A 21,641-nucleotide genomic window follows, 5' to 3' on the forward strand; every position below is an offset into this window, starting at 1 on the left:
AAAAGTGCCGCGCTGCCGCCGCCGTTTCATTCCGAAACGACGGATGCTTCCCCTCCTCCCATCCAGCCGGTCAGGACTGCCACGATGGATCTCGTAACACCCGTTATCCCCGGCCTTGTCTGGGCCTATCACTTCCAGCCTGGAAAAGCGCCCTGCCGGCGGCTGGCGCCAGATGCCGGTTTCAACGAAATGGTCGATTGTGGTGGGTTCTTCTGGCTGCATCTCAATCTGGCAGACCAGCGCGTTGCAGGCTTTCTAGAAACGATCCCCGGTCTCGATCCGACCGCGCGTGCGACTCTCACCACCCATGAGACGCATCCGTCCATCACCGTCGACGAAAAGTCGCTCTACGGTACGCTGGTCGATTTCCAGCGCGAGTTCGATCAGGAAACGCGTGATTTCGGATGGCTGCACTTTGCGGTCAGTGATCGCTTCATCATCACCACGCGACTTCAACCGCTGCGCTCGGTGGATCGCTTGAAAGCGGCAATTGACAAGAACGCCAACCGCTACACGACGCCATCACATGTCTTTGAGGGTCTGGTCGCGGAATTCCAGCGTTCGCTCATCAGCCTGGTGATGGAAACCACGGAGCAACTCAACACGATCGAGGATCTCGTTTACGACAGCGAGACACGCGACGAACGGCGTCGCCTTGCACCGCTACGTCGCACGGTCGTCCGGTTGCACCGCCACCTGCGCACGGTGCTGACATTGATGCGACGCGCATCGGCCGTGGATGAAGACGAGATGCCGGATGGCTTCGAGGATGTTGCCTCACGCCTGATGGGACGTCTCGAGGCAGTGGACCACGATGTCTACGCCTTGCAGGAACGAGCCCGTCTGCTGCACGAGGAAATCGATTCCAAACTCTCGTCCGAGACCAACCGCCACCTTTACATTCTCTCTCTGATGACCGCATTTCTGCTGCCGCCGTCGCTTGTGACGGGTTTCTTCGGCATGAATACGGATGAATTGCCGTTTACGGTTGGCACAGGAGGAACGTTGTCAGCGAGCCTGTTCATCGTCATCTCCGTTGCGCTCGCCTGGTTCGTGCTGAAACGGGCACGCATTCTCTGATCGGCCAAAATAAAAGCCGCCCGGGCGGGGGCGGCTTTCCTATCAATCTGAGCGTCTAGCCGTAAGGCGAATAGCAGGGCTGGCGCGGACCATTATATGGCTGGAACGTGTTGCTACCGGCATCGTAGGAACGATAACGGCCATAGCACCAGTTCACGTGTGCGCGGCTCATGCCACCGCGATAGACCGGACGATATTCGCGATAGACTGGACGCGGACGGTATTCCGGTACCGGGCGATACACTTCGCGTGGCTGAGACAGCGCACCGCCGATAATCGCTCCCGTTGCGAAGGCTGCAAGCGGGAACCAGTAACCGTCGCGATGGCGGTAACCCGGACGGTAATCGCGATAACCGCGATGGCCGTTATACCAGCCACGGCGCTCGTAGCGGTCACGATAGTACTGCACGTTCACGACATCGCTGCCTGCCGTTTCGACGCTCTTCGGCGCCATGGTCAATGGCAGGGCCTGCGCCGGAACGATAGCGCCCGCAACCATGATCGCAGAAAGACCAGCAGCAAAGATAGTCTTAACATAGCTTTTCATCTGACTTCCTCCATTCACGACGGTCACTAGGCCGTATTGTGAATCTGGTTTTCTCCATTTTGGCCAATTTTCAGCCCTGGCGCGGCTTTTACATGTCTCAGGCTATGAGTTTTCGCCTGAACCCAGCATTAACGCTGCAATCACGTGTCGTTTACCAGATTTGCCCCTAAGGGCCGAAAACCCGGAAATGATCCGGGTTTTCGAACACAACCGTCAGCGGCTGTAAGGCGAAACGCAAATGCGTCGCGGACCACTGTTCGGCTGATAGGTGTTGTCGTAAGCACGGTACGAACGCCAACGGTTCTGGCACCATTCGACATGGCTGCCACCGTAGGCGGGACGTGACGGCTGTGCCACCGCGCCGCCGATGATGGCGCCAGCCGCAAAGGCTGCCAGCGGGAACCAATAGCCGTTGTGATAACGGTAACCGGGGCGGCGATCCCTGTAGCCGCGATGGCCATTATAATAGCCGTCACGGGGCGGACGCGGACGGTACATACGATCGCCTGGTGGCCTTCTCCGATCCCATTCACGATACTGGACCGGCACGACAATATCCGACGCAGTCGAAACCGGCTTCGGGGTCGGGACCGGAACCTGGAATGCCTGCGAAGGTGTAAAACTTGTCAGGAACACGACGAGCGCTGTGGCAACGCTCGTTGTCCGGAAATTCAGCATGGTGTTTCCTCCATTTGCTGTCGCGCGCTGCTCTGCACGCCGGTTATCGTCCATTCTCGTCGGCGATAACGGTCAGCCCCGTGAAACCCGAAAAGAACCCGATACGCACCTAACGCAAAAAGGGAAAATTAGTTCCATCACAACGCGATGGAGGATGACATCACGCTTCGATCTTCACATCGGTCAAGGGACGTGAGCAACAGGCAAGAATGTAGCCTTCTTCGATCTCCTCATCGAGAATTCCGCCATTGTGGCTCATCTCAACTTCGCCCGAAAGTTTGAGCACGCGGCAGGTGCCGCAGATGCCGGATTCGCAGGCCGCACCGATACGCACTCCAGCAGCACGGGCCGTCATCAAGATCGTCTGCCCCGGCTGGCATGGCGCTTCCTTGCCCGACAGCGTGAAGCCGACACTTGCCATTGCCTCGCCATCCGCATCGATGACGGCGCTCTCACCGACGAAGACCGGAGCAGCAGGGGCAAAGCTTTCCTGATGGTAACGGCTCATGTCGAAACCCGATGCCTCCAGCATCGAGCGCACAGCCGCCATGAAGGGTTCCGGGCCACAACAGAATACGGTGCGGTCCATGAAATCGGGCGCAAGCAATGCGATCTTCGCTTTGTCGATCATGCCCTTGAGACCCGACCACAAATCGGTTCTTCCGCAGCCCTCGACAATGAAGCCTAGCGACAACTTCGGCATGAAGCGCGCCAGATATTCGAGTTCGTGACGGAAAACGATGTCCGAAGGCGAACGGGAGCAGTTGATGAAGGCGATATCGCTTTGCGGTGCACGATCGCTCATGTCGCGCACCATCGACATCATTGGCGTTACACCCGACCCGGCCGAGACGAAGAGATACTTCTCTCCGGGGTGACGAACGTAAGAAAAATCGCCGAGCGGTCCGAGCGCCCTGATTTTCATGCCTGGACGCAAGTTTTCGAACATCCAGCGCGTGCCGATACTGTTGGCCTGTGCCTTCACTGTCACTGAAAGAGAGTAAGGCCGCGAGGGACTGGATGACAATGTGTAGGTGCGAAACAGCGGCTCAGACCCGACCGGAAGCTCCAGGGTGACGAACTGGCCGGGCAAATACCGGAACCAGTTCTCGTCCTCCGAGCGGAACAGGAACGTCATGACATCAGGCGTTTCCGGCGTCACCGAAACGCACTCCAAGAGGTGAAGCTTGTCGCTCCACGGCTTCATTTCGTCGATGTGCTTGTAACTTACGGCCATGTTCATCTTCGGATCACGCGACTGCAGAAAGCCTTGCCTTGTCGCCGGACAGCCGGTCGACCATGAAGTCGGCATACCAGTTGACGAACTGCATCACACCACCTTCATCCTCCATGGAGTAAGGGCCAGGTTCATAGGCGGGCGAGCGGATGCCGAAAGCATTTTCCTCAACGATACGGCGGTCCTGATCGTTGGTCTCGTTCCAGACATGCGTCAGTTCTTCGAGATCGTAATCGACGCCTTCCACCGCATCCTTGTGAACCAGCCATTTGGTGGTGACCATGGTTTCTTCGGCGCTGAGCGGCAGCACGCGGAAGGAAATGGAGTGATCGCCCAGGAAATGGTTCCAGGTCGTCGGGTAATGGAACAGAAGCAATGCGCCGATATGGCTGATCGTCACATCATCAGAAAGCTGGCGCCTAACAGCGCGCTTGCCCGACATGGTATAGCTTTCCGCTTCGCCAATCAGCGGCATGCGGGCAACGCGGAACTGCCCCTTCGGGTCGATCTTGAAGCGGCTCGGCAGACCAGCGGCTTCGCAGCGTGCCCAATGACCGCCGATCTCAGGGTCGCTTGCACCGCCATCGGTCCCCGTCACACTTGGATTTTCCGGATAGGTGCGGCAGAGTTCGGGATGGTTGGCCGCGCAGTGGTAGCACTCACGGTTGTTTTCCCAGACAAGCTTCCAGTTGCCCTTCTCGATGATCGTGCTTTCGTGCGCAACCTTCGCTTCCTGGATGCGGTGCGGCGCCATGTAGGCCTCCACCTCGGCCCTGACCGGTGAGAAATCCGCCGGCTGTGCGCCGAGACAGATGAACACGTAACCCGCGACGCTTTCGCAGGCGACGGGCTTCAGGCCAAATTCGCCCTTGTCGAAATCCTCACCCATGTGGCGGGCAAAGAGCAGCTTGCCATCCAGATCGTAAGTCCACTGGTGATAAGGACAGACCAGACGGGCCGACTGCCCCTTGTGAGACGTGCAGACGCGCGAACCGCGGTGGCGGCAGGAGTTGTGGAAGGCGCGAATTGCGCCATCGCGACCACGTACGACAATGACCGAATAGGCGCCGATCTGCACCGTAACGTAAGTGCCGGGCTTTGGTACTTCGCAATCATGGGCGACGAACAGCCAGTCGCGGTACCAAATCGTTTCCATGTCCAGCTTGAAATAGTCCGGGTCCGTATAGAAGGGTTGTTCGAGACTGAAACCCTCACGACGGTTCTTAAGCTGGCGCAAAACGGTATCACGCAATTCCATGGCCAAATCCTCGATCGATCCACCCTGCCCGACATCTGCAAATTCGGGCTGCGGGAACATGCCAAGCATCTAAACACCGGTAGAGATTTGCAGGAGCGCAGACAGCGACATTGGCTTCCGCATTGGCGACAAATTGCGACATCGAATATTGGTCGTCGCGCGCCCATTTATCAGCGAAATCCGACAGGTATTCCGATCGGCAAACACGTCGCAATATGGCACAGGAAGCGACTTTTCAGCGTTAAAAAACGACACCTGCCCCGAAACGGACTATTAATATCCCCCAATTTACAGTGGGATATTGGCGGCAACGAGAGTATGGTCCGTGGAGAAGGCAACACGCATACGCTACTTTGATGCAAGCAAACGCGCGACAACGCCGGTACGGTCGAAGACCGCACATTCAGAATTTCTCCGTACGGGACGCATCAGCCGCTATGAAGAACGCTGGCTGCCCAAAGAGCGGACCTATTACAGCCATGCTGAAGTGGCTGAAATAACCGGCCGCAAGCTGGAAGCCGCCGCAGACGCGACGCACAGCCGTCTCAATGCCTTTCACCATTCCATTCGCTTCCCCAAGATGGTGTTCCATCATCTTCTCGATGACCGACCACATCTTGGCTACTGTCACGTCACCGCATCGAAAACCAGTTTCGATGCGCAACGCCATGTGCTCTGGTCGTTCTATTTCGCCAATTTCTTTGCGGAACTCAGTGGCTCTGACAATTTCTTCGAAAATATCGATGCGCGTTATTCCCGCATGTACTTCGCCATTGCAATGGACGTACTTCCGGATCGCAGCGTAACGATCAACAAGTCGTTCCATCGCGACGGCCTGCTGTTCCAGACCCATGACCCGAAAATCGCCTTGAAAAACGTCCTGATGCTGGGCGCGCGGTCGGATGACATGCGCAAAATCATCAATGCGATCTAGGGTCTGACCTTAAAGCCGCGATAGCGCTTTCCATACCTGCCTTAAATACGCTATTGACCGCCGTGAAAGGTATGGACATGGCGCGTCACATCGATATCGAACACCAGCGGGAGACAGCACTCAAAGAAGCTGTCGCAGAACTTTCCCTCGGCATGCCCATCGCGCTGCCCACGGAAACAGTCTACGGCCTTGCCGCCGATGCCACCAATCCCGCCGCGATTGCACGGATTTATGAGACCAAGGGGCGACCCCAATTCAACCCACTGATCTGCCACATGGCCGACATTGCCATGGCCGAACGTTACGCAATCTTCGACGTCACGTCCCGCAAACTCGCCGAAGCCTTCTGGCCAGGACCGCTGACGCTGGTTCTGCCACTGAAACAGGAAAGCGGCATCCACTCTCTGGCAACCGCCGGTCTCGATACGGTCGGCGTGCGTGTACCGCAGGGTTTTGCCGGTGACCTGATACGCCATTTCGACAGACCTCTGGCGGCGCCAAGCGCCAACAGTTCCGGCAAGATCAGCCCGACAAGTGCAGCACATGTCGAAGCCGATCTTGGTAGCAAGATCAATCTCATTCTCGATGGCGGCACGGCTGCCGTCGGTGTCGAATCCACGATTGTCAAAGTGGAGGCGGATGGCCGGATCAGGCTGCTTCGTCCCGGAGGCGTCGTTACCGAGGACATCGAACGTGTCGCCGGAGCCGAACTTGAGCGCCCCGGGCAAGCGTCCGCAGCGATCGAGGCGCCCGGTATGCTTGCATCCCACTACGCCCCAGGGGCAGCCGTCAGGCTCGGCGCATTATCCGTCACCCCAGACGAGGCGCTGATCCGTTTCGGAGGCCATGCCGTCAATGGCGAGGATAAGGCGCGGATCGTCCTTGACCTCAGCCCGTCCGGCGATCTGGCCGAAGCGGCGGCCAATCTTTTCGACTATCTGAAAGCGGCCGATGCGAGTGGCGCTGACAGCATTGCCGTTACGACCATTCCCAACAACGGTCTTGGTGAGGCGATCAATGACCGCCTTTCACGGGCCGCCGCCCCCAGACCATAACCCGCCCCCCCAGCCACCAATCCCAAAGAGACGCCAATGACCGCTTCTGCACTCTCCAATGCCGTCCTCGACCGTTTCATCGCCATTGTCGGAGAAAAGAACGCAATCCGCGACGAAGCGGAAATTGCGCCGCGTCTTGTGGAAAACCGAGGCCTCTATCACGGTGCGTCGCCACTGCTGTTGAAGCCGGGTTCGACGGAGGAAGTGGCCGCCATCATGAAGCTGGCGAGCGAAACGGGTACACCAATCGTTCCGCAGACCGGCAATACAGGACTGGTCGGCGGACAGACACCGCGAGAAGACGGTACCGACATCATCCTGTCCCTTGAGCGGATGAACCGTATTCGCGACATCGATCCGGTTGCCAATGTCATCGTCGCCGATGCCGGCTGCATTCTGGAGGAAATCCACAAAGCCGCCGAAAAGGTCAACCGCATCTTCCCGCTCTCGCTTGGCTCGCAAGGGTCGTGCCGGATCGGGGGCAATCTGGCGACCAATGCCGGCGGCACGGCGGTTCTGGCTTATGGCAACATGCGCAACCTCTGCCTCGGGCTGGAGGTCGTTTTGCCGACCGGTGAAATCTGGAATGGCCTTCGTCGGTTGAAGAAGGACAATACAGGCTACGATCTGCGCGATCTGTTCATCGGATCGGAAGGTACGCTCGGTGTTATCACTGGTGCGGTTCTCAGGCTTTTCCCCACACCGCTCGGTCATCAGGTGGCGTTTGCCGGTCTGCAATCCACCGAAGACGCGCTCAAGCTTTTCGAAATGGCGTCCAATCTGTGCGGCACGGCCCTGACCGGTTTTGAGTTGATGCCGCGCATTGGCGTGGAATTTACTGCCAAACATATTCCCGGCGTTCGCGATCCGCTGGAAAGCGCCCATGAATGGTACACGCTGATTGATATTTCCACCTCGGATTCGGCCGATACGGCGGAGACGATGATGCAGACGCTGCTTGAGCAGGGTTTTGAGGCCGGACTGGTTCAGGATGCGGTGATTGCATCATCCGAGGCGCAAAGACAGGCCTTGTGGCACATGCGCGAAAGCATGTCGGATGCGCAAAAACCCGAAGGTGGATCGATCAAGCACGATGTTTCCGTGCCGGTTTCCAAAATCCCGGACTTCATGACGACAGCCGGAGAGGCTGTCATGGCAGCCATACCAGGAGCACGCATCTGCGCTTTTGGTCATCTCGGTGATGGCAACATTCACTACAACATTTCTCAGCCGGTTGGAGCTGACAAGGCCGAGTTCCTCAACCGCTGGCATGAGATGAACGAAATCGTTCACGGCATCGTTCTGTCGCTGAATGGCTCGATCTCGGCAGAACATGGTATCGGACAATTGAAGCGTGATGAACTTGCTTCGATCCGTCCCGGCATCGAAATGGATCTGATGCGGCGCATCAAGTTCGCGTTCGATCCGGCAGGCATTATGAACCCCGGCAAGGTTCTGGCCGCCAGGTAAGCGGCCAAAACCAGATTATTGCCTGGGCTTACCGGCCTCTCAGGGTGGCAACCGCGAGCAGCGTGTCGGCGCTGATACCGACCGAACCGCCACTGAACAGCGTCAGGATCGGATCGCTGGTATTCTGTTCGCTGTCGTACATGACGGTGAAGCGGGAAATCAGTTTCTTGACCTGATCCGGGTCTTGGAAGTCCTCGATGTCGAAGTACTTCTTCATCATCGTGACCTGCGTATCCACGTCTGCATTCGCCATCTCGTCGGGAATGCCGAAGGTGGTGTTTACAAATTCCTGAAGCGCGGTGTCCGCCAGGATCGAATAATAGGACGTGGTATCGGCGGCAATGCGCTGGAAATAAAGCGCCAGTCGCACACCGGCATTGTCTTCACCCGCCTGCGTTTCGAGCGTTTGCTGCAGGTAGTTGTCGAGCGTCTCGTAAAGTCCGCGGCGCGTCTGGATCGAACTGCGGTCCTCACGCAACAGGTTGCCCTCAGTATCGAAGTTGAAGGCTGTCACAAGACGGCGGAAGACCGGGTCCATTTCCTTGTTGAGATAGCTGTCCGGATCATCGAGATCGGACGTGAACATCTTTTCCAGTTGTTCTTTCGTCACGCTTTCAGGATCGATGCCAAGCGATTCCATCGCCAGATTCGTCAGCCGGTCATTTGCGAGAAACTCATCGAGCGTTTTAATTTTCTGCATTTCAGCAGTGAAATATTCCGTCTCTTTTGTCGCCGCTGTCTTGTCCGCTTCCGTCCCGAAAGTGGACTTCTTCGTGATGTAATCGGCGGACATGGTCTGCATTTCAATCTGGGACTGGGCCATGACTGGAGAGCCGACAGTCCCATCCGATTTGAAATTGAACAGTTCCGCCAGCTTTACATAACGCTCGTCCTTGAGCGTATAGACATAACTCTTCTTGTCCTGCAGATCGCTTGTCAGCACCTTGCGGATGTCGGCAGGCCGGACCGTATCGGGGTCAAGACCAACGGCCTTGAGGGCGTAATCGTAAACTGCGCTGCTGTTGAGGAAATCCTTGACCGATGTCACGCTCGCAATATCGCTCTTGAACAGGTTGAGAGCCTTTACGTCCGCTTCATCGTCCTTGTCGTTATAATGGACCATATAGCCGTTGGTGGTGGCTGCCGTCTGCGTCACAGACTGGGGAACATCGCCTGCGGCGAGCGTGCCATCCGTCTGGAAATTGAAGGCGTTCCTGAGCGCAAGGTAGCGCTCGTCATTCTTGCCGATCTTCGCGATGTAATTGTCTGGATCACTCAGGTCGCTCGTCAGAATGTTTTTGATCGTGGCCGTAACGATCGTCATATCGTTGAGATCGAAAGCCGTCCTGATGTAGGCCAACATCCTGGTGTCCGCGACAAGCTCATCAACCGAGGTGATCGAGCCGATCTTGGATTCGAAGTAGTCACGGTTCAGCGTGGCGACGGTAGGCGTCACACGCGGCGCGCTGGTCAGATAGGTGTCCACCAAGCTGCTGAGGTTTTCAGCGGTCTGCGCGCCACCCGCAGCAACCGTGCCGTCATTGTTGAATTCGAAGGCCTCGGCGAGCTTCGCCATATTGTTGTATTGCGTGACGATGCTATTCAGTTTCGACTGTTCCGCCTTGATTGCAGCAAGCGTCGTCTCCCATTCGTCCTGCGGCGGCAGAACTGATTCGAGCTGGGTTAGCTGATCCTGACGGGTGGTTTTCTCTTCCTCGAGCGCGGCCCGCTCTTCGGTCGTCAACGTCGCGTCCTGCAACTCCGTATCGATTGCTTCAATTCGGGACGTCACCTGGGCATGCAGTTCGATGTTGCTCTTGGTGGTCAATTTTGTGACGGCATCCGAATAGGCAGCATCGTATTTCTGATTAAGATAGCTGTCCGGATCATCGACGTCGCTCGTCATCAGACCCTTGATATGAGAGTAAGAATAGGTCGCTTCGTCGATATCAAAAACCTGGAATACGTAAGCGCGAAGTCTGTCGTTGCGCAGGACCTGATCGACATTCGTCACCGTTCCCATCATCGACTTGTAATAACGGGTCTCCTCGGAAAGGCTGTTGTCCAGATCCGAAATCGATGTGTCGTATAGGCCGATCAGCTTGTCCAGTTGCGCGTCGGACTGCACGGAAGCCGTCGATTGCGTAAAGTTGAATGCGGCGGCAAAGTCCCGGTAACGCTCATCGGTCAACTTGTTCGCGAAGCTGTTGTCGTCGTTCAGATCGCTTTCCAGAACCTTTTTCATGAAGGCCTTGGCATAGGTCATTTCGCCCAGACCGAAGGCATCCATGGCGTAGGAATACAGCTGATAGTCATCGAGAAATTCATCGACACTTGTGACCTTGCCGATGTTTTCCTTGTAGTAATTCGTCTGCCGTTCGATCATCGCCTGCTGCGACACGCGTGAAAGACTCGCCTTCATATCGCGATTGATAAGGTCGTAGCTGAGATAGGTCGATACCATCGAAAAACTCCAGAAAGTGCTGCATGCGCAGGGCAAGCCCGATGGCACCATGCAGGCTTCGCCTTGCCCGTAGCTTGATCCAGTCCTGCGCGCCGAAAAAGCCGCATTGTCTCGATTTGCTTTACCCGTTCGAAACCATGCCTTGGTGCGTTTTGCTAACCATTTGGGAATGCAAAGTTTTCTTAACCGCGATTTTTAAGCAGTCTCGAACAGCGGCGGTCTATCTTGACCATATCAGAGGACGAAAAAGTCCCGATGAGAAGACCGGAAACCGGCTCTCAGGTAAAACAAGGGTAGAATAAACATGACCAAGACCGTTCTTAAGCCCGACTGGGCCGTCGCCACACTGAGAGTCGATCCCGCGCGGTTTCCGCAACAGGTCACCTATGGCAAGGGACAAGGCTCGGCCGATGTCGCCGTAACGCTCGATGAGCGCGGCGCGGTCATGCGCAAGACGCTTTCCTCCAGTGGCCTGCCACTGTCTTTCGCCCTACCGGCCCGCGCATTCAAGGGCGTTGCCGCCCGCGCCATCGACCATGGCAACGGTCAAGTTACAGTCACGCTGGAACTTCACCACGACGATCCCGATCTGTGCATCCCCTTGCTGGTGGCGCATGACCTCTGTGATATCGCTGCCGATTGGCGCAGCTGGTCGGAAGCCTATCGTATTCCCATGCTGATGGTTGAAGCCGATGGCGTTGCCCGCCCGCTGGAAGAACATCTTGGCAAGGTCCGGACGAAAAACGCCCGTCCCCGTCGCCGCCACTCCTACTTTGCAGAGCGTCGCCCACGCTTCCTCGTACGCCGCTCGACCGGATCGCTCGGCATGCGCATGAAGATCGAGGGCAAGGAAATCATCGCCCGCAACTAAGCTCCAGTTTCCAGGAGGACAAAAGCCCGGCGCGGATAACGCGGCCGGGCTTTTTGTTTGGGCAATAGGATTGCGTGTCAGGCCAGAAGAAGCGGCAGGACAAGGCCGGCAAAAACCAGCGCGCCGACGCGATTGTTGGATTTGAACAGCGACAGGCACTGTGCCACGTTGTCGATATCCAGTACCCATACCTGTCGGAACAACATCAGCGCAGCGACGGCAAGTCCGCTGAAAGCGAGAATGTTAACGCCGGCCATCCAGAACGACAAAAAGAGGCAGACAAGGGCTGTGCCATAAAGAAAGACCAGCCAGCCATGTGTCCTGTCCCCGAACAACAACGCCGTTGAGCCGATGCCGACAGCGGTGTCGTCTTCCTTGTCCTGATGCGCATAAATTGTGTCATAACCGATCGTCCAGACAATGGCGCCGACATAAAGCAGGACAGGCGGCCAGTCGAGCGAGGCGAATTGTCCGGCCCACCCCATCAACGCACCCCAACTGAACGCCAGACCAAGGAAGAATTGCGGCCAGTTGGTGAAGCGCTTGGCGAAGGGATAAATCATCACGAAGACGAGGGAAAACAGGCCTGCAGCAATGGCGAATGTATTGAACTGAAGGATCACAACCAGCCCCGCCAGCGCCTGCAGCACTATGAAGACCTTGGCCTGCATCCGGCTGACCCGGCCTGATGGTAGCGGCCTGGAACGGGTACGCGCCACAGCCATATCGATCTTGTGGTCGACCAGATCATTGTAGGTGCAGCCAGCCCCGCGCATCGCGACCGAACCGATGAAGAACAGGGCGAGATGATAAAGCAGCGTGCCCCAGGAAAAGGTTTCGGTCTGCACAGCGACATTGGCCGCGAGTGCGGCTGACCAGAAGCATGGCCACATCAGAAGTTGCCAGCCGATGGGACGATCCCACCGTGCCAATTGCGCATAGGGCCAGAGGGTTCGCGGCAAGATCCGGTAAACCCAATTGTTGGATGGCGCGTCCGAAACGCGGCCTGACAAATCGCTGTGATGAACCATGGATCGGTTCTACAGCATCGGCCCGAAAAGCGGAATCCTTTTCAGATGCAGAGCCCGAACAATGGTGTGCTACGCGGAAAAAAAGGCTCCGCAGCGCTGAACGCTGCGGAGCCTTTTGAATAACAATGATGTCGTCGGATCAGGGCAGCGAGAAGCCGAACTTGTAGCTTGCCTGAACACCAACGATAAACTGGTTGCGCGACCCGCGCTCGCTGACCAACGTGCTGTCGGCAGCATCGCCGGTCAAACGACGATATTCGGCAAAGGAGCCGACTTCGGCATTCTCTGTGACCTTCCAGGTGATTGCCGCACCGACACCAACGGAATGCAGGCCGCCATTTGGGCTGTAGGGCGAAGGCGCGCCGGCTGCCGTCTGTTCGGCGGTCACGCCGTAATACCGCTCATTGTACTTCTTGCTGACCCATGTTGCGCGCGGACCGGCAGAAATCTGGATGCCGGGCGCGAGATCAGTGAAGACGTCGGCGGAAAGGTCGGCAACGACGCCACTGTGGCTGCGGATACCCTGACGCGCTTCGCCGCGGATGCGCAGCCAGTCTGTCGGATAGGCTTCGGCGAAACCGCCAAGCTCACCGCCGCGCTTGATGCGTCGCATGCCCTTGAGATCGGCAGAATCGCCATCATCACGCGGCGAGATCAGACGTCCGGCAAGACCTGCGCTGATCGGGCCGTTGTCCAGCAGCGAAATCGACGCGCTGTCGTTGCGAGAAGTGAAACGTGCTCCCTGCCCGGCGCGGCCGAGAGAGATGATCGGCGAAAAACCGAATTCGTTCTTGTTATCGCCCTGATACTTCGGCGCCGTAAATCCGGCACCGCCGAGTTTCAGATACCAGTCGCCGGAAAACCAGCCTTCGGCTTGGGCATTGCCGACGGCAAAAAACGATAGAACACAAGCGGCGACGGCCACTGATGGCTTGAACATGGAAAGGTCCCCAGAAACGCAATACAGACAGGAGACCCGCAGAATTAGAGGGATTCTGTTTCCATTCCATTAACCAGCACGAAAAAGCTCGCCTCGTGCCATGCCTTCTCAGAACGTGACCTTTTCCAGCGGCGGTCGGTTTTTTTCAAATTCGAGCAGCCTTGCTTCGTTGGCCTGGATGTAATCGCGGCTGTGCGGAACGGCGTCGCGCGACTTCGCAAGCTGGATCTGGAAAATGTGAAAGTTCTCATGGCTGAAAGCCATTTCCGAGCCAGCGAGATAAAACTCCCACATCCGGAAAAAGCGTTCGTCATAGAGAGAAATTGCCTCCTCCCTGCGCGCGACGAAACGTTCCCGCCAGTGCCTAAGTGTATGGGCATAGTGCATGGGCAGGATTTCGATATCTTTCACCAGCAATCGCGCCTTTTCAATTGCCGGCAACACCTCAGCCAGCGACGGAATATATCCGCCGGGGAAAATGTACTTCTCGATGAAGGGATTCGTCGCCAGCCCCGGATACGGCTGACCGATGGAATGCAGCACCATCACGCCATCGTCGTCCAGCACTTCCGCAACCTTGTCGAAATAGTCGCGATAATGGGTCGGCCCGACGTGTTCGAACATGCCCACTGAAACGATACGATCAAACTTCTTCGAAGCCGGCAGATAACGGTAATCCTGCAACTCGAAGCGAACCTTGTCTGCAAGACCGCGCTTTTGCGCCCTGTCGCGCGACACGCGCAATTGCTCTTCGCTGAGCGTAATACCAGTGACGTCTGCACCTGCGCTTTCGGCGATATACATGGCCATGCCGCCCCAGCCGGAGCCGATCTCCAGCACTTTCTGACCGGGTTCGGTCATCAACTTGGCTGCAATGTGCCGCTTCTTGGCGCGCTGCGCCTCTTCAAGGCTGATCCCCGGCGGATTGAAATAGGCGCAGGAATATTGCCAGTCCTCGTCCAGAAACAAATCGAAAAGCTTGGCCGACAGGTCGTAGTGATGGGAGACATTGCTCCTGTTGTGGTTGACCGGCAGGTGCATCTTGACACGCGATGCGATGATGCGGGCAACACCGCGCCAGATCATGCCGAAGGACAACGCCTCGCTCAATGTGTTGCTTTTGACCAGTGCCAGGAAGTCGTAGATATCGCCTTGCGCAACCGTCATTCGCCCTTCCATGAAAACTTCCGCGAGTTTCAAGGCGGGATCGGCGGCAATCTCCTGGGTTGCGGCCTCATCGGAGAAGTTCAGGATGACCTTTCGTCCTGAACCGTCGCCGTAGCTGTAACTTCCGGTCGGCGAGGTTACGAGGAGATCGCCGATCTTGATAATCTTTTCAAGCAGAGCATGCAGAGACAACGCCATGACACCCCCAATTGCTAAGTCTCGCTTATCAATTTTTCCTGACCGTATTCCTTTCATCGAGACTTTCAAGATAGTTGTTTTTCAAAAAAATTGAACGATTTCATAAGAAAATGCCCCCGCCGCAGAAAACGGCGAGGGCATTTCATTGCATCAACATTTCAACCTTGAGTTATCGGCGCTTCATCGCCTCTGCCAGTGCAGCCGCCAAAGCGCCGCCGGATTGCGACCCTTCGTTGCGCCCCTGTGGCTTGGCGTTGGCATGGCGCATCGCGTTCGCATTGCCCTTCTCACGCATCGACTGGGGGGCGGCCTCGCCGCCGTCCTTGCGCATGGTGAGGCCGATGCGCTTGCGCTTCACATCCACTTCAACGACTCGCACCTTGACCACGTCACCCGCCTTGACCACCTCATGCGGGTCCTTCACGAAACGATCGGCCAGTTGCGAAACGTGGACAAGCCCGTCCTGGTGCACACCGATATCGACGAAGGCCCCAAAGGCGGCAACGTTCGTGACCGTACCTTCCAGCAACATGCCCGGCTTGAGGTCGGTGATTTCGTCCACGCCTTCAGCAAAGGTTGCCGTCTTGAAGCTTGGACGCGGGTCACGGCCAGGCTTTTCCAGTTCGGCAATGATGTCCTTGACCGTCGGCAGACCAAATTGCTCGTCGATGAACTGCTTCGGATCGAGCGCCTTCAAGGTGGCACTGTCCCCCATCAGCGTGCGCAGGTCGCGGCCGCAGGCCGCAACAATCTTCTTGGCCACACCATAAGCTTCGGGGTGAACGGACGACGCATCCAGAGGCTCCTTGCCATTGGGGATACGCAGGAAGCCCGCGCATTGTTCGAAGGTGCGCTGGCCGAGACGCGGAACCTTCAAAAGCTCCTTGCGGCTGGAGAAAGGTCCGACCTGATCGCGGTGCAGGACAATGGCATCGGCAATAGACGCACCAAGACCGGACACCCGTGACAACAAAGGCGCAGACGCAGTGTTAAGATCGACGCCGACGGCGTTCACGGCATCTTCAACCACCGCATCAAGCGAACGGGACAGCTTGCCCTGATCGACATCGTGCTGATACTGGCCGACACCGATGGATTTGGGCTCGATCTTGACGAGTTCCGCCAATGGGTCCTGCAGACGACGTGCGATGGAGACGGCACCACGCAACGATACATCAAGGTTGGGGAACTCGTTCGCGGCGCGTTCCGATGCCGAATAAACCGAAGCTCCAGCCTCCGACACGATGACCTTGGTTGGCTTAGGCCCGGTCAGTTGCGCCAACATATCCGCCACCAGCTTTTCCGTTTCACGGCTACCGGTGCCATTGCCGATGGCAATCAGTTCAACGCCATGTTTACGGATAAGACTTGCGAGCTCCGCCTGCGTGCCGCGGATATCGTTCTTCGGCGGAAAGGGGTAAACCGTCGTGGTGTCGAGCAATTTGCCGGTACCATCCACGATCGCCACTTTGACGCCGGTGCGAATGCCCGGATCGAGACCCATTGTTGCGCGTGAGCCGGCGGGTGCAGCCAGCAACAAATCCTTGAGGTTGCGTGCGAAGACGTGGATTGCTTCTTCTTCTGCGCGTTCACGCAACTCGCGCATCAGATCGAGCGACAGCGACATGGAAAGCTTCACGCGCCAGGTCCAGCCGGCCACGTCCATCAGCCAGGCATCAGCCGGACCTGCATTGCGAATATCGAAGCTGCTGGCAATGGTGCGCTGCGCGGGCTTGACCGGTGAAGGATCATCCGCATCGACATCGATGGTCAGGGTCAGCACTTCCTCGTTCCAACCGCGCAGCATGGCAAGCGCGCGATGGCCGGGAGCTGTCGCCCATTTTTCATTATGCTCGAAGTAATCGGAAAATTTCTCGCCAGCCGCCTGTTTGCCATCGACCACCCTGGCGCGCAGCATGGCGCCCTGGCGCATATAGTCGCGCAGGCGTTTCAACAGATCGGCATTTTCCGTCATCGCTTCAGCGACGATATCGCGAGCTCCCTCGAGTGCCGCCTTCACGTCGGCGACCTCGCCCTGAACATAATTTTCCGCCAGCTTGGACGGATAGGCCCCACGGTTGTCCCAAATGGCCTCAGCCAAGGGGCCAAGACCGCGTTCGCGGGCAATTTCGGCACGGGTACGGCGCTTTGGCTTGTAGGGAAGGTAAAGGTCTTCCAGTTCAGCCTTGGTGGCTGCCTGCATGATCTTCACCATCAACTCGTCCGTCATCTTGCCCTGACCGTTGATGGATTCAACGATTGAGCTGCGGCGCGCATTCAGTTCACGCAGATAAGAAAGGCGTTCCGCCAGGACACGAAGCTGCGTGTCATCCAGGCCACCCGTCACCTCCTTGCGGTAACGGGCGATGAAGGGAACCGTCGCCCCCTCGTCCAGCAATCCTATCGCCGCCTTCACCTGCTCGGCGCGAGCGTTGATTTCGGAGGCAATCAATGTGGAAAGGCGGGCATTGTCTGCGGACATGTTCTTCTCTGGACTGTTTGAAATCGGGCTGAACATAGAGGCTGATTGTGGCATGACAACATGCCATGACGGCGATTCCACAGGAAAGGCAGGCATTCGTGTCCGCTTTACGCTTGACCTTTGATGCCCCTGCCCTTAACGCCGCAGAAACGAGATTACAGGGGTATTGACCATGAAAGTTCTGTTGATCGGTTCCGGCGGACGCGAACATGCGCTTGCATGGAAAATCGCCCAATCTCCCCTGCTCGAAGAGTTTTACGCCGCGCCGGGTAACCCCGGCATTGCCGACCATGCGACACTTGTTTCGCTTGATGTCGAAGATCACGCCGCCATCATCGCCTTCGCAAAAGAAAAGGCACTGGATTTCGTCGTGGTTGGCCCCGAGGCACCGCTTGTCGCCGGCCTCGCGGACGATCTGCGCACAGCGGGAATTGCCACCTTCGGCCCTTCAAAGGCTGCAGCACAGCTGGAAGGCTCCAAGGGATTCACCAAAGACCTCTGCGCCCGCTACGACATCCCGACCGGCGCGTACCAGCGCTTCAAGTCCGCAGAGCCGGCCAAGGCCTATGTGCGTGAACAGGGAGCACCCATCGTCATCAAGGCTGACGGCCTGGCGGCAGGCAAGGGTGTGACTGTTGCCATGAACGAGGCGGAAGCTCTTGCCGCCATCGACGATTGTTTTGACGGCGCCTTCGGCTCCGCCGGTGCTGAAGTCGTTGTTGAAGCTTTTCTGGACGGCGAAGAGGCAAGCTTCTTCTGCCTTTCCGACGGCAAAACGGCGCTCGCGCTTGCCACCGCGCAGGATCACAAACGTGTCGGTGACGGCGACACCGGCCCCAACACCGGCGGCATGGGCGCTTACTCCCCTGCCCCCGTGATGACGCCTGCCATGGTGGAACGCACCATGAAGGAAATCATCGAGCCAACCATCAAGGGCATGGCAAAAGACGGCCATCCTTTCTCCGGCGTCTTCTTTGCGGGCCTAATGATTACCCAAAAGGGTCCGGAGCTGATCGAGTACAACGTGCGCTTCGGCGATCCCGAATGCCAGGTCCTGATGATGCGCTTGAAAAGCGATCTGTTGCCGATCCTGTACGCCACAGCGACGGGCACGCTTGATCAGGTGACGGCAGAATGGCGAGACGACGCCGCGCTGACTGTCGTTCTTGCCTCGAAGGGCTATCCCGGTTCCTATGACAAGAATACGCCGATCGCGCATATTCCGGATGCAAGCGCCGACGCCAAGGTGTTCCATGCCGGCACGGCGTTAAAAGACGGCAAGCTGGTTGCAACTGGTGGACGCGTTCTCAACGCCACTGCGTTTGGCAAGACCGTGACGGAAGCACAGACGCGGGCTTACGCGCTTGTGGACGATGTAAAATGGGATAACGGTTTTTGCCGTCGCGATATCGGCTGGCAGGCCGTAGCACGCGAAAAAGCCTGAGCCGCTTCACGCGGCTGGTCATTCGTTCAATTTTTACCAAGTTTACTGACCGGATGGAAACGAAACTCCGATAAGGTCTCGGGAGGCATATGGCGGCTTCGACCGCCTGAACTTCGGGGGCTTTTCCATGCATCGTGCTCTTGTGACAGCGATCATAGCGCTGACCAGCGGGTCGGCAATGGCATCGTCCATCGAATATGTCGATGGCGTGCAGGTGAGCAACGGCAGCTTCACGCCCGTGAAATGCGTCAGTTGCCCACCGTTGAAAGAGCGCACCAAGCCTGACACCTACGCCATCCCGTCGATTGCGCCAGGCACGCAGCAGACTGAAATGCGCGAAATTAACGGCCACAAGGAAATGATCCGCACCGAGGCATGGCTTGGCGGAGCACCCGTGACATTCGTAACAAAAAATCCCGCCTGGCTGCCGCTGGAGGATGCTGGCACTGCAATCGCAGGCCATGGGAGTGCAGCGCCCGCCACCAGCGCGCCAGAGACCGCCGCCACCGGACCTGTCGGCATTGATGCATCGGCAACGACCGGCGCCATCAAAGCGGGTGTCGCTTCAGGCGGTACAGATTTCTCGGATTTCAAACTGCGCACAGAGTGAGTGATTTCACAAAAGGCGGGCATTGATAAAACGCAAGACTGCTTCCGCCTAAACCGCACTACCGAGAGTAGCATTAAATAGTATATTTTTCTATTTCTCACACCCATTTTGCGCGAATGCGCGTGGAATGACGTGATGATTAAATATTTATTCAAATTTCTGGCCGCTATGTAGAAGCGTTGTGCGATGCAGCACATCATGAAGGCCTGAAATACGCTCCCGCCATTCAGTCCGCTCAGCAAGCGCATCACGCGCCATTTCCTTCTCCCGAATTTTCATCCGCGTACGGCCTGTCAGGCTGCGACGTCGCTAACGCTTGTGAGCGCCCATGAAAAACCTCTCAATTTCCCGGCAACTCATCGTTCTGGTAGTAGCCTTGATGGCTGCCTTTACCGTAGCGACCTACTACCAGCTCAAGTCAGCCACCGACGCGATCTATAACGAGCGTTACGGCATGTTGCGCACGCAGGTTCAGTCAGCCATTTCCGTCCTTCAGTCTTTCCAGGACAAGGAAAAAGCCGGTACGCTGACGCGCGACGAAGCGATGAAACAGGCCTTCGCCACCGTCAGCGCGATGAAATTCACACCGGATGGCTACTTCTTCGGTTACGACTATGATGTGACCATGAAGTTCCACCCCGACGCCAAGCGCGTCGGTGAGAGCTATAAGGGTAAACCGGACAGCAACGGCTACGCCTACCGCGACGAACTCGTGCGTCTTGGCCGCAATGGCGGTGGGCAGACCGATTTCTACGGTCCAAAGCCCGGCATGGAAGGCGACGACTTTGCAAAAAGCTCCTACGCGCTGGCCTTCGAACCCTGGCAGGTCGTTGTCGTCACCGGTGTTTACATCGACGATCTGACCGCGCAGGTTCGCACAGAAGTTCTCAAGGCCCTCTCCATCGGTGCGGTAATCTTCGCTCTGGCACTGGCCGCAGCGTTCTATGTCATCCGTGGCATCTCCAAGCCGCTCGGCGATATTCACCGTGCGCTTGGCGAAGTTGCCAATGAAAATGTCTCGATGACCATTCCGCATACGGGCCTGACAAATGAAGTGGGCATGATGGCAAAGGCCACCGCCTCGCTTCAGGAAAAGGTTCGCGAGCGGCATGCCATGCAGCGCCGCCAGGAAGAGCAGCAACAGCAACTCGACAGCGAACGACAGACCAATCTCGACATGCAACGCGACGAAGCCGAACTTCAGGCCCGGGTTGTTTCCACCATCGGCGAAGCACTGGAGAAGCTGGCATCCGGCGATCTGACCGTGCGCTGTCGCGACCTCGGCAGCCGCTATGCGGCGCTGCGCGACAATTTCAACGAGGCTTTGACACATCTCGACGCCGCCATGGCCAAGGTGAACGCCAAGAGCATCGACATTGGTGGTTCCAAGGAAGAAATCCGCAAAGCTTCCAACGAGCTGTCTCAACGCACCGAACGTCAGGCAGCCAATCTTGAGGAAACGTCGGCTGCACTCGACGAATTGACGGTTGCCGTACGCCAGACCGCTGAAGGTGCAGCCGATGCAGCCCAGCGCGTCACCTCCGTCAGCTCCGAAGCAATCCGCAGTGACCGCGTGGTGGCAGAAGCCATCAGTGCCATGAGCGGCATCGAACAATCCTCATCGGAAATCTCCAAGATCATCGGCGTGATCGATGACATCGCCTTCCAGACCAACCTTCTGGCCTTGAATGCTGGCGTGGAGGCGGCCCGTGCCGGCGAAGCTGGCAAAGGCTTTGCTGTCGTTGCACAGGAAGTGCGTGAACTGGCGCAGAAGTCGGCGGCGGCCGCAAAGGAGATCAAGGATCAGATCGCCCGCTCGTCCGGCCAGGTTGAAAACGGCGTTCGCCTCGTCGGCGAGGCCGGCGATGCGCTGAAGCGAATTTCGGACCAGATCCGCTCGGCAAACGATATTGTCAGCAAGATCGCCCACTCCGCGGCAGAGCAGGATACGACACTGCGCTCCATCTCCTCGTCGCTCAACCAGCTCGACGTTGCCACCCAGCACAATGCGGCAATGGCGGAGGAAACCACAGCGTCGGCGGAAGCGTTGGCTGTCGACACTGAAGAACTGCTAAACCTGATCCGCAGCTTCCGCGTCTCGTCCGGCGCGTCGGGCAACCAGCTCTATGGCATGGCGCAGCAGATGCGCATGGCAAGCTGACACAAGCGACGTAA

General features: G+C 57.4%; 17 protein-coding genes. 8 read left to right on the top strand and 9 right to left on the bottom strand.

The annotated features are described in order from the left end of the window. The first annotated feature begins 84 nt into the window (after positions 1-84). On the top strand, positions 85-1,080 hold the full coding sequence (locus tag ACIQT8_RS13170; protein WP_400965866.1) for a transporter: 996 nt from the start codon (positions 85-87) through the stop codon (positions 1,078-1,080). Positions 1,081-1,135: 55 nt separating this feature from the next. Here ACIQT8_RS13170 and ACIQT8_RS13175 read toward each other — a convergent pair whose 3' ends face one another. From ACIQT8_RS13175 to ACIQT8_RS13190, 4 genes are all read right to left on the bottom strand, one after another. Beyond that, positions 1,136-1,627 (bottom strand): BA14K family protein, encoded by a 492-nt coding sequence (locus ACIQT8_RS13175; protein WP_138794715.1) that lies wholly within the window; start codon positions 1,625-1,627, stop codon positions 1,136-1,138. Positions 1,628-1,840: 213 nt separating this feature from the next. Next, a complete protein-coding gene (locus ACIQT8_RS13180; protein WP_138794714.1) occupies positions 1,841-2,305 on the bottom strand; it encodes a BA14K family protein in 465 nt (154 codons plus the stop codon). 160 nt (positions 2,306-2,465) lie between these two features. Beyond that, complete coding sequence (locus tag ACIQT8_RS13185) at positions 2,466-3,548, bottom strand: 2Fe-2S iron-sulfur cluster-binding protein (RefSeq protein WP_400965870.1); 1,083 nt, start codon at positions 3,546-3,548, stop codon at positions 2,466-2,468. Between the two features lie 7 nt (positions 3,549-3,555). Continuing rightward, entirely contained in the window at positions 3,556-4,800 is a 1,245-nt protein-coding gene (locus ACIQT8_RS13190; RefSeq protein WP_138794961.1) for an SRPBCC family protein, read from the bottom strand. Positions 4,801-5,125: 325 nt separating this feature from the next. Here ACIQT8_RS13190 and ACIQT8_RS13195 point away from each other — a divergent pair, with 325 nt between their 5' ends. From ACIQT8_RS13195 to ACIQT8_RS13205, 3 genes are all read left to right on the top strand, one after another. Then, positions 5,126-5,734, top strand: coding sequence for a DUF6656 family protein (locus ACIQT8_RS13195; RefSeq protein WP_262524706.1), 609 nt, complete (start codon positions 5,126-5,128; stop codon positions 5,732-5,734). 77 nt (positions 5,735-5,811) lie between these two features. Further along, positions 5,812-6,789, top strand: coding sequence for an L-threonylcarbamoyladenylate synthase (locus ACIQT8_RS13200; RefSeq protein ID WP_400965873.1), 978 nt, complete (start codon positions 5,812-5,814; stop codon positions 6,787-6,789). Positions 6,790-6,825: 36 nt separating this feature from the next. Beyond that, positions 6,826-8,259 carry an FAD-binding oxidoreductase gene (locus ACIQT8_RS13205; protein ID WP_138794710.1) on the top strand — a complete coding sequence of 478 codons (1,434 nt, stop codon included), beginning with the start codon at positions 6,826-6,828 and terminating at the stop codon, positions 8,257-8,259. Between the two features lie 28 nt (positions 8,260-8,287). Here ACIQT8_RS13205 and ACIQT8_RS13210 read toward each other — a convergent pair whose 3' ends face one another. Further along, positions 8,288-10,723: a DUF1217 domain-containing protein gene (locus ACIQT8_RS13210; protein WP_400965877.1), complete on the bottom strand. Its 2,436-nt coding sequence runs from the start codon at positions 10,721-10,723 to the stop codon at positions 8,288-8,290. A 304-nt stretch (positions 10,724-11,027) separates the two neighbouring features. On the opposite strand from ACIQT8_RS13210, the gene ACIQT8_RS13215 reads away from it, so the two are divergent. Beyond that, entirely contained in the window at positions 11,028-11,594 is a 567-nt protein-coding gene (locus ACIQT8_RS13215) for a DUF6101 family protein (RefSeq protein ID WP_262524702.1), read from the top strand. A 77-nt stretch (positions 11,595-11,671) separates the two neighbouring features. Here ACIQT8_RS13215 and ubiA read toward each other — a convergent pair whose 3' ends face one another. The 4 genes from ubiA to ACIQT8_RS13235 all read right to left on the bottom strand — a co-directional run bounded on the left by ubiA (position 11,672) and on the right by ACIQT8_RS13235 (position 17,412). Then, positions 11,672-12,625 carry a 4-hydroxybenzoate octaprenyltransferase gene (gene ubiA / locus ACIQT8_RS13220; protein ID WP_400965881.1) on the bottom strand — a complete coding sequence of 318 codons (954 nt, stop codon included), beginning with the start codon at positions 12,623-12,625 and terminating at the stop codon, positions 11,672-11,674. Between the two features lie 139 nt (positions 12,626-12,764). Then, a complete protein-coding gene (locus ACIQT8_RS13225) occupies positions 12,765-13,565 on the bottom strand; it encodes a MipA/OmpV family protein (protein ID WP_138794706.1) in 801 nt (266 codons plus the stop codon). Positions 13,566-13,673: 108 nt separating this feature from the next. Beyond that, on the bottom strand, positions 13,674-14,930 hold the full coding sequence (locus ACIQT8_RS13230; protein WP_400965885.1) for a class I SAM-dependent methyltransferase: 1,257 nt from the start codon (positions 14,928-14,930) through the stop codon (positions 13,674-13,676). Between the two features lie 169 nt (positions 14,931-15,099). Then, positions 15,100-17,412, bottom strand: a complete 2,313-nt coding sequence (locus ACIQT8_RS13235) for a Tex family protein (RefSeq protein WP_400965887.1) — start codon at positions 17,410-17,412, stop codon at positions 15,100-15,102. 172 nt (positions 17,413-17,584) lie between these two features. On the opposite strand from ACIQT8_RS13235, the gene purD reads away from it, so the two are divergent. From purD to ACIQT8_RS13250, 3 genes are all read left to right on the top strand, one after another. Beyond that, the gene (gene purD, locus ACIQT8_RS13240) at positions 17,585-18,856 is read left to right on the top strand and encodes a phosphoribosylamine--glycine ligase (protein ID WP_400965889.1); all 1,272 of its coding nucleotides are present in this window, start codon (positions 17,585-17,587) and stop codon (positions 18,854-18,856) included. Between the two features lie 127 nt (positions 18,857-18,983). Further along, on the top strand, positions 18,984-19,466 hold the full coding sequence (locus ACIQT8_RS13245) for a plant virulence effector HPE1-like domain-containing protein (protein WP_400965892.1): 483 nt from the start codon (positions 18,984-18,986) through the stop codon (positions 19,464-19,466). A 328-nt stretch (positions 19,467-19,794) separates the two neighbouring features. Continuing rightward, positions 19,795-21,627, top strand: coding sequence for a methyl-accepting chemotaxis protein (locus ACIQT8_RS13250; protein ID WP_400965895.1), 1,833 nt, complete (start codon positions 19,795-19,797; stop codon positions 21,625-21,627). Positions 21,628-21,641 lie beyond the last annotated feature (14 nt).

The organism is Agrobacterium sp. NPDC090273, from assembly GCF_044772305.1.
Taxonomy (GTDB): domain Bacteria; phylum Pseudomonadota; class Alphaproteobacteria; order Rhizobiales; family Rhizobiaceae; genus Agrobacterium.